13 protein-coding genes and 1 pseudogene are annotated in these 14,555 nt (G+C 64.5%); 5 read left to right on the top strand and 9 right to left on the bottom strand.

Annotation, left to right across the window (positions count from 1 at the left end; all coding sequences use genetic code 11):
• Positions 1-29: 29 nt before the first annotated feature.
• From NCN05_RS10575 to hpf, 4 genes are read right to left on the bottom strand one after another with little or no spacing between them, the layout of a single operon-like run.
• Positions 30-1,409, bottom strand: coding sequence for an MFS transporter (locus NCN05_RS10575; RefSeq protein WP_115080824.1), 1,380 nt, complete (start codon positions 1,407-1,409; stop codon positions 30-32).
• A 28-nt stretch (positions 1,410-1,437) separates the two neighbouring features.
• The gene (recO, locus tag NCN05_RS10580; protein WP_250398054.1) at positions 1,438-2,211 is read right to left on the bottom strand and encodes a DNA repair protein RecO; all 774 of its coding nucleotides are present in this window, start codon (positions 2,209-2,211) and stop codon (positions 1,438-1,440) included.
• The gene (deoC, locus tag NCN05_RS10585) at positions 2,212-2,892 is read right to left on the bottom strand and encodes a deoxyribose-phosphate aldolase (RefSeq protein ID WP_250398055.1); all 681 of its coding nucleotides are present in this window, start codon (positions 2,890-2,892) and stop codon (positions 2,212-2,214) included.
• A 14-nt stretch (positions 2,893-2,906) separates the two neighbouring features.
• On the bottom strand, positions 2,907-3,494 hold the full coding sequence (hpf, locus tag NCN05_RS10590; protein WP_250398056.1) for a ribosome hibernation-promoting factor, HPF/YfiA family: 588 nt from the start codon (positions 3,492-3,494) through the stop codon (positions 2,907-2,909).
• A gap of 11 nt (positions 3,495-3,505) precedes the next feature.
• On the opposite strand from hpf, the gene lipB reads away from it, so the two are divergent.
• The 5 genes from lipB (at position 3,506) to queA (ending at position 9,177) form a co-directional block, all read left to right on the top strand.
• Positions 3,506-4,204, top strand: a complete 699-nt coding sequence (gene lipB / locus NCN05_RS10595) for a lipoyl(octanoyl) transferase LipB (RefSeq protein WP_115161574.1) — start codon at positions 3,506-3,508, stop codon at positions 4,202-4,204.
• A 28-nt stretch (positions 4,205-4,232) separates the two neighbouring features.
• Complete coding sequence (locus tag NCN05_RS10600; RefSeq protein WP_250398057.1) at positions 4,233-6,146, top strand: AMP-binding protein; 1,914 nt, start codon at positions 4,233-4,235, stop codon at positions 6,144-6,146.
• Positions 6,147-6,238: 92 nt separating this feature from the next.
• Complete coding sequence (locus NCN05_RS10605) at positions 6,239-6,682, top strand: YlqD family protein (protein WP_250398058.1); 444 nt, start codon at positions 6,239-6,241, stop codon at positions 6,680-6,682.
• Positions 6,683-6,738: 56 nt separating this feature from the next.
• Positions 6,739-8,064, top strand: coding sequence for a dihydrolipoamide acetyltransferase family protein (locus NCN05_RS10610; protein WP_114989387.1), 1,326 nt, complete (start codon positions 6,739-6,741; stop codon positions 8,062-8,064).
• Positions 8,065-8,076: 12 nt separating this feature from the next.
• Positions 8,077-9,177 carry a tRNA preQ1(34) S-adenosylmethionine ribosyltransferase-isomerase QueA gene (queA, locus tag NCN05_RS10615; RefSeq protein WP_250398059.1) on the top strand — a complete coding sequence of 367 codons (1,101 nt, stop codon included), beginning with the start codon at positions 8,077-8,079 and terminating at the stop codon, positions 9,175-9,177.
• 77 nt (positions 9,178-9,254) lie between these two features.
• Here the strand turns inward: queA and cysK are convergent, their stop codons facing one another.
• The 5 genes and pseudogenes from cysK to NCN05_RS10640 form a co-directional block, all read right to left on the bottom strand.
• Positions 9,255-10,241, bottom strand: coding sequence for a cysteine synthase A (gene cysK / locus NCN05_RS10620; protein ID WP_250398060.1), 987 nt, complete (start codon positions 10,239-10,241; stop codon positions 9,255-9,257).
• 96 nt (positions 10,242-10,337) lie between these two features.
• Positions 10,338-11,792 (bottom strand): PLP-dependent transferase, encoded by a 1,455-nt coding sequence (locus NCN05_RS10625; protein ID WP_250398061.1) that lies wholly within the window; start codon positions 11,790-11,792, stop codon positions 10,338-10,340.
• Positions 11,789-12,931: a trans-sulfuration enzyme family protein gene (locus tag NCN05_RS10630; RefSeq protein WP_250398062.1), complete on the bottom strand. Its 1,143-nt coding sequence runs from the start codon at positions 12,929-12,931 to the stop codon at positions 11,789-11,791. The genes NCN05_RS10625 and NCN05_RS10630 overlap by 4 nt, the downstream gene beginning before the upstream one ends.
• A gap of 109 nt (positions 12,932-13,040) precedes the next feature.
• Complete coding sequence (psbC, locus tag NCN05_RS10635) at positions 13,041-14,429, bottom strand: photosystem II reaction center protein CP43 (RefSeq protein WP_011364942.1); 1,389 nt, start codon at positions 14,427-14,429, stop codon at positions 13,041-13,043.
• Positions 14,413-14,555 (bottom strand): annotated as a pseudogene (locus NCN05_RS10640) (photosystem II D2 protein (photosystem q(a) protein)); the annotation flags it as partial. The pseudogene NCN05_RS10640 and the gene psbC, both read right to left, overlap by 17 nt.

Genomic DNA, 14,555 nt, shown 5'->3' on the forward strand with positions numbered 1-14,555 from the left:
GGTTGGGCCTCCTCAGGCGAAAACGCAAGTTAGCAGCGCTGCCACGGTCGTTCGATCAACGCCGCCACCAGGGCCAACCCCGCCAGCAGCCACAGCACCGGTTGAAGACCAATGCTGCTCACCAGGGTGCCCGCCAGCACCAGCGGCAGGCTGAGGGCGATGTTGATCAGGTTGTTCTGCAGTCCGAACACCCTGCCGCGCTCGGTTTCGGGGGTTTCTTCCTGAATCGTGGTCTGCGCGGGGATCGCCACCAGAGCTGCGCCGATGCCCAGGATTCCGCAGAGGCTCAGGGTGAAGGCCAGGGATCCCCGCAGCTGGCTGAGCAGCACCAGGGTCCAGGTGATGGTTCCCAGGCCTGCTGCCGTGAGCCGGCGGCGGCTGAACCGATGGCCCAGCTGGGCGATCACCACAGCTCCGATCGCCATGCCCAGTCCACTCATGGCCAGTAGGGCACCAAAGCCTGAGGGCCCCAGGTTCTCGATCAGGGCAGCCAGCTGGAGCGCCAACACGTAAAGCGCTGCCAACAGGCTGTAGAGCAGCACCAGATGAATCATGGCGCCACGCACTGAAGGCACTCGGCGCAGCACCTGCAATCCTTCGCCGATCTCCGTCCAAACCGATGTATTGGAGGGGGGCTTGGGGGCTTCCTGCAGCTTCAGGCGCGACAGGCTGAGGGCTGCAAGGCCGTAACAGAGCGGAAGCAGCAGAAACTCGCCGCCATCGATGCCGATGATCGCCAGGCTGCTGTGCAGGGCACGAAGAATCGGTTCCCCCAGCGCGAAGCCCAGGATCGTTGCCCCCATGCTGGTGGCTTGGTAGAGGGAGTTGGCCGCCAACAGGTGATCTCCCGGCACCACCACAGGAATCGTGGCCTGTTCCGAGGGGGCGAAAAACTGGGTCAGGATCGACTCCAGGAAGGTCATGCCCACCAGCCCCCAGTAGCCCCAGGGCAGACCAAGCCAGACGGGCCCCGGCAGCAGACAGAGCGGTGCGAACACCACCAACAGGGCTCGGATGGCATTGCTGGCCACCATCACCCGACGCTTGGGCCAGCGGTCCGCCCAGACGCCAGCCACCGTTCCCAGCAGCATGGCCGGGATGGTGTTTGCCACAAAAATGCCTGTAGCCAGCAGGGTGATCACCTGGGTGCGTGTGCTGATGTCGAGGCCGTAGTCCGAGGCCATCTCCGCCAGCACCCCACTTCCCTGCCCCTTCAGCAGCAGGTGCTGATCGATCAGGAAGACCATCAGCACGATGTAGAACTTGTCCGCCAGCTGGGAAAAGATCTGACCCAGCCAGAGTTTGCGGAAGTCCTTGAGGCGCAGCACGGCTTCCAAGCCACGCTTTCCCTCCGGGTTGCTGCCGGTGGGCAGAGCGGGTTCAGGGGTGGTGAGGCTGGGTCCGCTCAAGGGGCAAATGCATCGCGGCCATGATGGCTCACGCGCCTGCCAGGAGCGTCTCTCGCAGCATGGCCAGGGCTTTGCTGGGTCGGTTCAGATGCGTCCGGCTCCAGATCTCAACCACCCGCAGCAGCCGGCGCCACACGGCTGGAGGGCCCATCAGCGCACCGTCCCGGCGACGGGGCAGTTCGGCCCGGGTGAGTCGCTGGAGCAGGGCCAGTTCGGAGGGATTCAGTTGAATCGCCGCCCCAGGCTGCTCATCGATCGCAAAGCCGTCCTGCGGCAGCAGGCTGCAGCGCCACTCCCACTGCCCCAGCGGTGGCTCGAGGGGATCGCCCGTGAGGCAGCAGGTCTGCAACGGCAGTCCATAACCGCCCAGGGTGAGCAGATGGATGCAGGCCTGGACCGTGCTGGCCAGCACCAGCTCCGGGTCGGCTCGGTGCTCCTCCAGGCGTTCCAGGTGCAGCTGCATCGTGTCCAGCAGCCCGTCCACGGGGTCCTGGGCCGCCAGTTGAAGGCATAAATCACACAGCGCTTGCGCCGCGGCAAGGGTTTCCAGCTGTTGCCCGAGGCCGGAAAAACTGCGCAGCACCCGCAGTTGTCGCACCCGGGCCAGGCCGCTGCGTCCTCCCACCTGCAGTTCCAGCAGGGTGAGGGGGGCCGCGGCGGCCAGACTGCTCTTGGGTCGGCGTGCTCCGGGAACGGCGAAGCGACCGATGCCCTCCGCATCACTGAGCAGGCTCAGCAGGCGGTCATGCTCGCCGAGGGGGCCCACCTTGAGGGCGAGGCCGGTGAGGCGTCGTTCTGCCATTCAGGCCGCGGGGCGGCGTTGGGCCTGCAGAAGAGCCGGCGCGCTGCTGGTGCCCAGCAGATCGGCCCCCGCCAACAGCAGGTCTCCTGCGTGGCTGAGGCTGTGGATCCCACCGGCCGCTTTGATGGCGCAGCGTTTGCGGATCAGCTGTTTCAACGCAAGGATCTGATCGGCATGGCAGGCCGGCCCAAAGCCGTTGCTGGTCTGCAGTCCCGCAGCGCCAGCATCAATGGCGGCCTCCACGGCCAGCTCCAGTTGTTCGGTTTCCAGACGGGCCATGTCCAGGACGGCCCGCACGGGAAGCCCCAGCTCGCAGAGGGCGGCAAGTTCTTCGGCAAATGCACCTGAATCGCCGTTCGCCAAGGCGCTGAAATCGGGCACGACATCAAGCTCCTGGGCGCCGTGGGCGGCACACCATTCCGCTTCCGCCAGCTTGAGATCGGCTGGAATCGCACCGAAAGGGAAGCCGATGGCCGCCACCAGGCGGGGGCCTGCGTCGGTGGTCCCGATGCGTTCCCGCAGCAGCGGCAGCTGACGCGGTGTGGTGCAGATGGCCCGCACGCCCTCCTGCATCCCGGAATCACAGAGGGCTTGGAGCTGGTCCCGGGTCAGCAGGGGGTCGAGGATCGCCTGATCAAGCCGGGGGGGGAGGTCGGGGAGCTCTTGGGCTGGATCAGCCATGGCGGGCCGGGAGGTCAGTCACGAGCCTGAATCACCCCATACCCACCGTGGTTGCGGCGGTAGATCACCTGCAGCTGATCGCTCTCCTTCTCCCGGAACAGATAAAAGTCGTGGTCGATCAGATCCAGTTGGCGGCGTGCCTCCTCCAGGCCCATGGGCGGCATGGCGAAATATTTGCGTCGCACTCCCGGATCCGGCAGTTCCGCCTCACGCCCTTGCAGAAGGGAGGCTTCAACGGTGGATGCATCGTTGACCACATCCGTGCTGGGGGTGTGGCTGGCGCTGTGGCCGTGGCTGTGGTGGTGATCGCTGTGGCGTTCCTTCCAGCGACGCAGTTGGCGGGCCAGTTTCCCAGCGGCCAGATCGATGCTGGCGTACAGGTTTTCACTGCGTTCCTGGGCGCGGATCACCGTGCCGTTGGCAAAGACTGTCACCTCGGCGGTCTGCTGCGGCACCCGGGGATTGCGGGCCACGGAGAGATGGACGTCGGCCTCGCGAACAGCATCACCGAAGTGCGATGTGGCCCGCTCCAACTTGGTTTGGGTGTAATCCCGCAACGCCGGCGTGATCTCGAGGTTGCGACCATGGATCAGCAACTTCATGCCTTACTCCTGTGCCGGTTGTTATCGGCAAGCTAGATACAGCGCACGATTCGGCCCACCCCCAGCGTGCATTTCTTTTCGAGCCCGGTGATCCGGTTCGATTCGATGCCGCCTGGTCGGCGCAACAGCGCTGGCAGAGCACTCTTCTTGCTGATCCATCGGCTCCGGAGGCGGTCTGGATCCTGCAGCACCAGACCTGTTACACCCTCGGCCGTGGTGCCAGCGAGGAGCACCTGCATTTCGATCCCGCTGACCCACCGGCACCCCTGTATCGGATTGATCGGGGCGGGGAGGTGACCCATCACCTGCCCGGCCAACTGGTGGCCTACCCGGTGTTGGACCTTCAGCGCCGCACGCCCGATTTGCACTGGTATCTGCGTCAGTTGGAACAAGTCGTTCTGGATGTTCTGGCGGAGTTGGGCCTGGAGGGTCAGCGTCTGCCGGGGTTGACCGGCCTCTGGTTGGACAACCGCAAGGTCGCCGCCATCGGTGTGGGCTGTCGCCGCTGGATCACCCAGCACGGCCTGGCCCTCAACGTTGATTGCTCGATGCAGGGGTTTGAGCGAGTCACCCCCTGTGGGCTCACCGGTCGTGCGGTTGGGCGGCTTGCGGACTGGTTGCCAGGGCTGACGTCGGCTGAGGTGCAGCCGTTGCTGCGGCAAGCCCTGGCCCATCGTTTCGGTCTGGTCTGGGAGGAGGAAGCGAGATAGACCTGAGCTGTTTGAACCCCTGCCTCGGATGACGGCCAGCTGGAGCCCGACAACCCGTGAAACGGACGCTTTGCAGCGTCATGCCCATGTTCAGAAGTTGCAGAGGGTCGATGCGGTGTGGCCCTGGCTCGCCGACCGCCACGGGCTGATTGCCGCCGTCGATGCGCCCCATGCGGCGCATCCCGAACGCTTCAATTTCGGCGAACTGGCGGAGCGCATCGCCACCGCTGCTGCCGCCTTTCGGCGCCATGGCGTGAAGGATGGGGATGTGGTGGCTCTGTTTGCTGAGAACAGCCCCCGCTGGCTGGTGGCGGATCAGGGCCTGATGCGTGCCGGTGCCGCTGATGCCGTGCGCGGTGCCTCGGCCCCGGTGGAGGAGCTGCGCTACATCCTTTCGGATTGCCGGGCGACGGCCCTGGTGGTGCAGAACGCTGATGTGTGGCGTCGTCTGGCCCTTCCCCCAGAGCAAATGGCTCAGCTGCGTTTTGTGCTTCAGCTGGAAGGGGAGCCTGCCGAGGGCGCCATGGGCTGGGAGGCGTTTCTGGCGTCAGGGGCCGGCCTTGATCCCGTTGGCCCGGCGGGGGGGAGAGACGCCGTGGCCACTGTTCTGTACACCTCGGGTACGACCGGCCAACCCAAAGGGGTCCCGTTGACCCACGCCAACCTGCTGCATCAGATGAGCTCACTGGCCTGTGTGGCCTATCCCGATCCCGGTGCTCCGGTGCTGAGTGTGTTGCCCATCTGGCATGCCTACGAGCGCAGTGCCAGCTACTTCTTCCTCTCCTGCGCCTGCACGCAGACCTACACAACCATCAAGCAACTCAAGAAGGATCTGCCGCGGGTCCGGCCGATCGCGATGGCCACCGTGCCGCGGCTGTGGGAGGCGGTTCAGGCTGGATTTGAGGATGTGCTCAAGACCTTCCCCCCCTCCCGGCAGCGCCTGCTGCGGGCGGCGTTGGCCAACAGCGCTGCCCAGCGCAAAGCCGTGCGCACGGCGCGCAACCTCCTGCTGGAACCGGTGTCAGCGGCCGGCCGGCTGCGTGCCTGCGGCTCCGCGGCCCTGCGCTGGCCCCTGCATGCCCTGGCCTCGACCTTGATCTGGCCGAAGCTGCGTCGCCAGCTCAGTGGCGGTCAGCTCGCCTATCCGATCAGTGGTGGCGGTGCCATCGCGCCCCACATCGATGCCTTTTTTGAAGCCGTGGGGATTGAGCTGCTGGTGGGCTATGGCCTCACCGAAACCAGCCCTGTGGTGAGTTGCCGCAGGCCCTGGCGCAACATCCGCGGCAGCTCCGGGCTGCCGATGCCCCAGACCGAATTCCGGATTGTCGATCCCGACAACGGTCAGCCCCTGGGCTTCCGGCAACGGGGGCGGGTGATGGTGCGGGGCCCCCAGGTGATGGCGGGCTACCTCGGCAAACCCGAGGCCAGCGCCAAGGTTCTCGATGCCGCGGGATGGTTTGACACCGGCGATCTCGGCATGCTTTTGCCGGATGGTTCGGTGGCCCTCACCGGCCGGGCCAAGGACACGATTGTGTTGAGCAGTGGCGAGAACATCGAGCCCGGCCCCCTGGAAGAGGCCCTGGTGGCCAGCCCCCTGATCGAGCAGGTGATGCTGGTGGGTCAGGACGAACGCCAGCTCGGTGGCCTGATCGTTCCCCGTGCTGAGGCGATCGTGGCCTGGGCGGCTGAAGCCGGCGTGAGTGTGGCGCAGGATCTGGGCGGCCAACCCGGTGATCCGGCTTTACTCCGTTTGTTGATGCGCGAATGCAACCGCTTGCTCAAGCAGCGGCCGGGCTCCCGCGGTGATGAACGGCTGGCCGGGGTGGTGCTCGTGGATCCCTTCAGCATTGAGAACGGACTGCTGACCCAGACCCTGAAGCAGCGCCGTGATCGCATTACCAGCCGCGATCGGCAGTTGATCGATGGCCTCTACGGACGTTGATCGCGCCTGACGAGGCCTGGGGGGTGGTCGGTTGTCCGGTGATTGACCCCACGTGAAAGGGCTGACACGCTTTGGCCGTCTCCCAAGAACCCATGTCCGACGGCACCTCCCTGACGATTAAGCGTCCGATCACCGTCCGCGCCGTCGTGACGCCCACCTGGAAAGAAGAAGCAGAGCGCGAGCTCAGCAATGGCATTACCACCGCTGACCAACAGCTGGCTCAGCTGGAACAGGAAGGCCAGGACGTGGTGGACCAGGTGCGTCGTCAGAGCGCCAACCCCCTTGATCCCCGCGTGCAGGATCAGGTGGCGCAGATCCAACAGCAGGTGGCGGCCAAGCGCGCCGAGCTGGAGGAGCAGAAGCGCAACCTGCTTCAGCAGCAGGCCCAGGTGCGTGAGCTGGAGATGGACCAGATCGTTGAGCAGGGTCAGCTGGAGAGCAGCTGTGAGCTGAAGGTCGGCGACAACCTGGTGCAGAAGATGCAGGTGGCCATCGTTGTGAAGGATGGCGTTGTGCAGTCGATTGAGGAAGCCTGATCGGCTTGCCTCTGCTGACTCGTAAACTCCCCTGATCTGCCCTCCCGGAGACGGTTTTGGCGACCACAGACATCTTCATGCCTGCCCTCAGCTCCACCATGACGGAGGGGAAGATCGTGGAGTGGCTGAAACAGCCCGGAGACAAGGTGGCTCGGGGCGAGTCGGTTCTTGTCGTTGAGTCCGACAAAGCGGACATGGACGTTGAGTCGTTCCAGGACGGCTACCTCGCAGCGGTCCTGATGCCTGCTGGCAGCACGGCACCGGTGGGCGAAACCATCGGTCTGATTGTCGAAACAGAGGCTGAGATCGCCGACGCGCAGGCCAAGGCCCCCAGCGCTCCTGCTGCGGCGCCCGCCCCTGCACCGGCTCCGGCGCCCACTCAAGCTGCGGTTCAGACCCCAGCTCCGACTCCTGCCCCGGCCCCGGCACCTGTTGCTGCCCCTGCACCGTCGGCACCGGTGGTGAACGACGGTCGCATCGTGGCCAGCCCCCGGGCCAAGAAGCTGGCCTCCCAGATGGGTGTGGACCTGGCCACCGTGCGCGGCAGCGGCCCCCACGGCCGGATTCAGGCGGAAGACGTGGAGCAAGCCTCCGGTCAGCCCATCTCCGTGCCCCGGGTGGCGGAAGGAACGGCCCCCGCTGCTTCCTCGGCTGGCGCAGCAGCAGCAGTGGCCCCGTCGGCTCCGGCGGGCAATAGCTTTGGTCGGCCCGGCGAGACCGTGGCCTTCAACACCCTCCAGGGTGCGGTGAACAAAAACATGGAGGCGAGCCTTGCGGTTCCCTGCTTCCGCGTTGGTTACACCATCACCACCGACAAGCTGGATGCCTTCTACAAACAGGTGAAGCCCAAGGGCGTCACGATGACGGCGCTGCTGGCCAAGGCTGTGGCCGTCACTCTGGCGCGTCACCCCCAGGTGAATGCCGCCACCACCGCTGCCGGCATGGCCTATCCAGCCGACGTGAACGTGGCTGTCGCCGTGGCGATGGAAGACGGTGGCTTGATCACGCCGGTGCTGCGCAATGCCGATCGCACCGATCTTTATGAGATGTCGCGTCAGTGGGGTGATCTGGTCAAGCGCTCCCGCAGCAAGCAGCTGCAGCCGGAGGAGTATTCCACGGGCACCTTCACCCTTTCCAACCTCGGCATGTTCGGTGTTGATCGCTTCGACGCGATCCTTCCCCCAGGCACCGGGGCCATTCTCGCCGTCGCTGCATCACGCCCCACGGTGGTGGCAAACAAGGACGGCTCCATCGCCGTCAAGCGTCAGATGCAGGTGAACCTGACGGCGGATCACCGCGTGATTTACGGCGCCGACGGTGCCGCATTCCTGAAGGATCTCGCCGATCTGATCGAGAACCGTCCAGAAAGCCTGGCGCTCTGATCGGTCGCCCGCGTGCCTGACCCCAGGGACCTGCAACTCAGCAGCTACGACTACCCGCTGCCGCCTGAGCGCATCGCTCAGGCACCGGTCGAGCCCCGCCACAGCGCTCGCTTGTTGATGGTTCCCTCCCAGGGGGAGCCATCAACGGATGCTGCTCACGGCCAGGTGTGGGATCTGCTCGAGCAGCTGCAGCCTGGTGATCTGCTGGTGGTGAACGACACCCGGGTGCTGAAGGCCCGCCTGGCGGTGCGGCGTTCCGGGGGCGGACTGTCCGAATTGCTCGTGCTGGAGCCGCGGGGGGAGGGCCGCTGGCTGTGTCTGGCACGTCCTGCCAAGCGCATGCGGCCCGGCGACAGCCTCACGATTGATGGCACCTCGATCAGCCTCACGGTGCTTGCGGAAGACCCCGCCAGTGGTGGACGGGTGGTGCAGTTCCCCAGTGATTGCAGGGACGCCGAAACCATTGAGGGTTTGCTCAATGATGTGGGCGAGGTGCCTCTACCGCCCTACATCGAACGGCACGACCCCAGCGACAGCCAGCGCTATCAGACCCGTTACGCCGATCGCCCCGGTGCGGTGGCTGCCCCGACGGCGGGGTTGCACTTCAGTGATGAACTGCTGGCGGGCTTGCAGCAGAAAGGGGTGGATCTGGCCCGGATCACCCTGCATGTGGGCCTCGGCACCTTTCGCCCCGTTGAAACGGAAGACCTCACCGCCTTGGAGTTGCACAGTGAATGGGTGGATGTCAGCCCTGCTGTGGTGGAGGCGGTGCAGGCTTGTCGAGGCCGGGTGATTGCGGTGGGCACCACGAGTGTTCGTGCCCTGGAGGGGGCCGCTCAAGCCCATGGCGGTGTTCTCAAGCCCTACACGGGGCCGGTGGATCTGGTGATTCAGCCGGGCTATCAGTTCAAGGTGATTCAAGCCCTGCTCACGAACTTCCATCTGCCCAAAAGCTCTCTGCTGCTGTTGGTGAGTGCCCTGATCGGCCGGGAAACCCTGTTGAAGCTCTACGCCGAAGCGATTGAGAGGAGCTACCGCTTCTTCTCCTATGGCGATGCCATGTGGATTGATGCAGCGGCGGTGCAGCCCCAGGCCCGCCCACCGTCACGCTGAGGCTTGAACGGTTCACAGTGAGGCCATAAAAAAAGCCCCGTCAACGACGGGGCTCAAGACCTGACAGCTGGAAATAATCAGGCTGTGACGGGTTGCTCGATGATGCCGGTCGGCACCTCAGCGAACATCACCGAGGAGAGGTAACGCTCAGCCAGGTCGGGCAGCACCACCACGATGGTTTTGCCGGCGTACTCATCTTTCTCCGCCAGACGAATGGCGGCGGCAGCTGCGGCACCGCAGGAGATGCCCACCAGCAGGCCTTCCTCCTGGGCCAGGCGCAGGGCCATGGCCACGGACTCCTCGTTGGTCACCTGCTCCACCTTGTCGACCACGGAGAGGTCGAGGTTTTTCGGGATGAAGCCGGCACCGATGCCCTGAATCTTGTGGGGACCTGGCTTGACGGCCTCACCATTCATGGTCTGGGTGATCACCGGGCTGTTGGTCGGTTCAACGGCCACGGATTCGATCGCCTTACCCGCTTCATTTTTGATATAGCGGGAGACGCCGGTGATCGTGCCGCCGGTGCCGACGCCAGCAACGAGCACGTCAATGGCGCCATCGCAGTCGTTCCAGATTTCAGGGCCGGTGGTCTTGAAGTGGATCTCGGGATTGGCGGGATTGTCGAACTGGCCGGGCATGAAGTATTTGGCCGGATCGCTCTCAGCGATTTCCTTTGCCTTGGCGATGGCACCAGGCATGCCTTTGGCAGCTTCGGTGAGGATCAGCTCAGCCCCCAGCACGGCCATGACCCGACGCCGTTCGATCGACATCGACTCGGGCATCGTGAGGATCAGCTTGTAACCGCGAGCGGCAGCGGTGAAGGCCAGAGCGATGCCGGTGTTGCCTGAGGTGGGCTCAACAATCACCTTGCCCTTGGTGAGCTTTCCGCTTTTTTCAGCGTCCCAGATCATGTTGGCGCCGATCCGGCACTTGACGCTGTAGGCGGGGTTGCGCCCCTCAACCTTGGCCAGCACGGTGGCCTTGCAGTTTTTGGTGACGTTGTTCAGCTTGACCAGCGGGGTATTGCCGATGGCCTGACTGTTGTCGTCGTAAATGCGGGACATGGAGCTGATGTAGAGGGGCCCGAAGAAAACAAACTAATGATCAAAAGCCTCTCCTCACCCGGTTGTTAAGGGCTTTTTCAGAGTCTCACCGGACTCTCAGTCAGCAAATGCTTGCTCAAACCGCATCCACAGCGCGTCGGGGTCTTCCAGACCCACCGACACGCGCAGCAGATGAGCCGGCACGCCGCACTGCTCCGCCCAGTTCAGTTCGTCGTAGTGGGCCAGCTGTGTGTAGGGACAAACCAGGCTGAAATTGGTGCCAAGGCTCGGCCCTTTGCTGACGCGAAGCGCGTCGTAAACCCGTTTGGAGTGCTCTTGGCCCGCCTTCAGTTCAAAGGAGAGCAGGCAGCCGTGGCCAGCTCCGCTGCGCATCAAGGCGCGGAAGTTGGGGCAGCTTTTCGGATGCATCACCCGCTGCACGGCTGGATGGGTCTCGAGCCGTTCCGCCAGAAGCAGGGCGTTCGCATCGAGTTGCGGCACCCGCTGCAGCACATCTCGGCTGCCGTTCTCCAGGGCGATGGCATCGGCATCGCTGAGCGGGGCAATGGCTGGAACCGCCGCCAGCAGGGAGGCCGCCCAGGGCGACTGCGGGCTCACCAGCACACTGCCCGCCATCACATCCCCGCGGCCGGCGAAGCTCTTGGTGAGTGAGGTGAAGATCAGATCGGCGTAGGGCAGGGCATTGAGGTTGATGCCGGTGCCGATCGTGTCATCGGCAATCACTGGAATGCCGCGGCTGCGGGCCAGGGCCGACACCCCGGGCAGATCCATGCAGCGCAGCAGCGGATTGCTGGGCAGCTCCACAATCACGGCCGCCGGCTGGAGCTGATCCAGGGCTGCTTCCACCTCGGCGAGGCTCTGCGGTTGCAGGAGCTCACCGCCGTGAAACACCACCTGCGGTTGCTTCAGCACATCCACGTAGGGGAAGCCCAGCTGCAGCGTGGGCTTCCCGGGCCGCAGCGTCTGGATGGCGCTGAGTGCCGCATACAGGCCGGCCATTCCCGCCGGATGCAGGCTGATCTGCTGGGCGTCGACGCCATGGATGCCAGCCAGGCGCTCCCGAATGGCACGGCGGGCCGCTTCGCCGGATGTGCTGCTGGGTGCCGTCTCCTTCCCCAGGGCGATGGCGGCCTGGCGGGAGGAAAGGCCCAGGCCGGTGTGCTGCCAGAACGCTTTGGCATGGGGGCTCGCCGCTGTATCACTGCGCAGGCAGGTCAGCCCAGCAATGGCGATCAGCTCGGAGCGGCTTTCCGGTGCCTTGCGTTGGCAGTGGGCCAGGGCTGCCTGGGCTGCCGCTCCGGTGGGGTAGGGCCAGACCGTGCTGCCTGCAAGTTCCGAAGGCTGAACCAGTTGTCGGATCAGCGGATGCAGGCCGAAGCGGGGATAGATTGTCTGCAGGACATCGCGGCAGGCCGGATCCTTCTCCTCGTAGGCGACCACATCGCGCCAGCGCGGCAGCGCAACAGACACCGCATGGGGGGACTCGGGCAAGGGATGGCCGAGATCAGAGCCCTGCCAGGCCGGATCGCTGAGCAGATTGCGAGGACTCACGCCAGCAGCTCCAGGGCCTGGTCCAGATCGGACTGGAGATCGGCGAGGTCTTCGCAGCCCACCGAGAAGCGCACCAGGCCATCGTCGATGCCCAGCTTGGCCTTCACCTCAGCCGACACCGCCGCGTGGGTCATGGTGGCGGGGTGGCAGATCAGGCTTTCGATGCCGCCCAGGCTTTCGGCCATGGTGAACCAGCGCAGTTGTTTGCAGAGGGCATAGGTCTGCTCCTGGCTGGCGTTGAAGCTCACCGTCACGATGGCGCCACCGGCACGCATCTGACGGGTTGCCACCTGATGCTGGGGGTGATCACTGCGGTGGGGGTAACGCACCCAGTTCACCTTGGCGTGCCCCGCCAGTTGATCGGCGAGGGCCGCGGCATTGGCCATCTGCTGCTTGAGCCGCAGCGGCAGGGTCTTGATGCCCCGCGTGATCAGCCAGCAATCAAAGGGGGAGGGCTGCAGGCCCAGGGCCTTCTGGGAGAACACCATCTTCTGGTGCCACTCGGGATCGTTGGTGCACACAGCTCCACCGAGGGCATCGGAGTGTCCGTTGATGTATTTGGTTGTGCTGGTGAGTGACAGGGTGGCGCCCAGCTCCAGGGGGCGTTGCACCAGGGCGGTGGCGAAGGTGTTGTCCACCACCACGGGGATGCCGAGGGGTTGGGTGATGGCGCAGACCGCCTCCAGGTCGATCACCTTGAGCAGAGGATTGGTCGGGCTCTCCAGCCACACCATCGCCGGCTTCTGGGCTTGGATCTGCTCCAGTGCGGCCGGCTGGGTGAAGTCCACCCAAGCGGTTTTCAAGCCGAACTTGGCGAACACCTGCTCGAACAGCCGCACGGTGCAGCCGTACAGGTTCTCTTCGCAGAGCACCAGATCGCCCTGCTTCAGCTGGGAGACCACAGCGGTGATGGCGCTGACGCCGGAGGCGAAGACGGTGGCGTGTGCGCAACCTTCAACCGAGGCGAGCACCCCATCAAGGATGCGGAAGTTGGGGTTGCCGGACCGGGTGTAGTCGAAACCGCCTGCGTTGCCATGGGCAAAGGTGCTGGTGGGGAAGATCGGCGGCATCACCGTGCCGGTGTCTCCCGCAAAGCTGTCGCCGTGGTGGATCACCCGGGTGTTCAGGCCTGTGTTCACGGACGATCCATCGATTCGGACAGGCTAAGAAATCGCCTCTCCCATCCCAATAAAAAACCCCCGCCGTGTGGCGAGGGTTGATGACGATCGTTTGGGTTGACCCGGTGGATCAGTCGAGGTCGGGCATGCCGAGAACAGGCTCAGCCTTGCGGTCGATGCCTTTCTCGAAGCCAGCAGCAGCAGCGCGAGCGCGGCCGGCGTGCCAGAGGTGACCAACCAGGAAGAAGAAGGCGAGCACGAACTGTGTTGCACCCAGCCACTGGCGGAGGTTCACGTAGTTCACCGAGTTGGGCTCGGTGATGATGCCGCCCACGGAGTTGATCGAGGCGTTGGGAGCGTGGGTCATGTACTCAGCCGCACGGCGCACTTGCCAGGGCTGAATATCGTTCTGCAGCTTGTCGAGGCTGAGACCGTTGGGGCCACGCAGGGGCTCCAGCCAGGGACCACGGAAGTCCCAGAAGCGCATGGTTTCACCGCCGAAGATGATTTCACCAGTGGGTGAGCGCATCAGATACTTACCAAGGCCGGTGGGGCCCATGGCGGAACCGATGTTGGCGCCGAGGCGCTGGTCACGCACCAGGAAGGTGAAGCTCTGAGCCTGGGATGCCTCAGCGTTGGTGGGGCCCCAGAACTCGGAGGGATAAGCGGTGTTGTTGAACCAGATGTAGGCCGAAGCGATGAAGCTCATGAAGCTCAGAGCGCCAAGGCTGTAGCTCAGGTAGGCCTCACCGTTCCAGATGAAGGCGCGGCGCACCCAGCCGAAGGGCTTGGTGATGGCGTGCCAGATGCCACCGAAGATCAGGGTCAGACCCAGCCAGATGTGGCCACCGATGATGTCCTCCATGGAGTTCACACCGATGATCCAACCCTCGCCACCGAAGGGAGCGCGGAACAGATAACCGAAGATCACGCCCGGATCGAGGGTCGGGTTGGTGATCATGCGGACGTCGCCGCCGCCGGGAGCCCAGGTGTCGTAGACGCCGCCGAAGAACATGGCCTTGAAGACCAGCAGCAGGCAGCCGACGCCCAGAAGGATGAGGTGATAACCAATGATGTTGGTCATCTGGTTCTTGTCACGCCAGTCCTGGGAGAAGAAGGAGGAATAGTTCTCCAGAATTTCCGGACCACGCAGGGCGTGATAAAGGCCGCCGAGGCCGAGCACGGCGGAGCTGATCAAGTGCAGAACACCGACCACGAAGAAGGGGAAGAGATCAGTGACCTCACCGCCGGGGCCCACGCCGTAGCCAAGAGTGGCGACGTGGGGCATGCAGATGAAGCCCTGCTCGTACATGGGCTTGTCGAAGGTGAAGTGGCTCACCTCGAACAGCATCATTGCGCCGGCCCAGAACACCATCAGACCAGCGTGGGCCACGTGGGCACCAAGCAGACGGCCGGACAGGTTGATCAGGCGGGCGTTGCCGGACCACCAGGCATACCCGGTGGAGGGAAGGTCTTTGCCGCCTGTGGCGCCAAGACCGGGATTAGAGAGCGTTACCACGGGGCAGAACCTCTTCAGGAAAGACGAAGTTTTCGTGCGGCTGGTCAGCCGGTGCCATCCAGGCACGCAGACCTTCATTCAGAAGGATGTTCTTGGTGTAGAAGGTCTCGAATTCGGGATCTTCTG

The sequence above is a fragment of the Synechococcus sp. MU1651 genome, from assembly GCF_023630635.1.
Lineage (GTDB): Bacteria > Cyanobacteriota > Cyanobacteriia > PCC-6307 > Cyanobiaceae > Parasynechococcus.

What these genes read in the sequence shown, in the direction of transcription:
- recO (WP_250398054.1), bottom strand. Translation starts at nt 2,211, where the DNA reads ATGGCAGAACGACGCCTCACCGGCCTCGCCCTCAAGGTGGGCCCCCTC.
- NCN05_RS10600 (WP_250398057.1), top strand. Translation starts at nt 4,233, where the DNA reads ATGACGGCCAGCTGGAGCCCGACAACCCGTGAAACGGACGCTTTGCAG.
- NCN05_RS10605 (WP_250398058.1), top strand. Translation starts at nt 6,239, where the DNA reads ATGTCCGACGGCACCTCCCTGACGATTAAGCGTCCGATCACCGTCCGC.
- hpf (WP_250398056.1), bottom strand. Translation starts at nt 3,494, where the DNA reads ATGAAGTTGCTGATCCATGGTCGCAACCTCGAGATCACGCCGGCGTTG.
- cysK (WP_250398060.1), bottom strand. Translation starts at nt 10,241, where the DNA reads ATGTCCCGCATTTACGACGACAACAGTCAGGCCATCGGCAATACCCCG.
- deoC (WP_250398055.1), bottom strand. Translation starts at nt 2,892, where the DNA reads ATGGCTGATCCAGCCCAAGAGCTCCCCGACCTCCCCCCCCGGCTTGAT.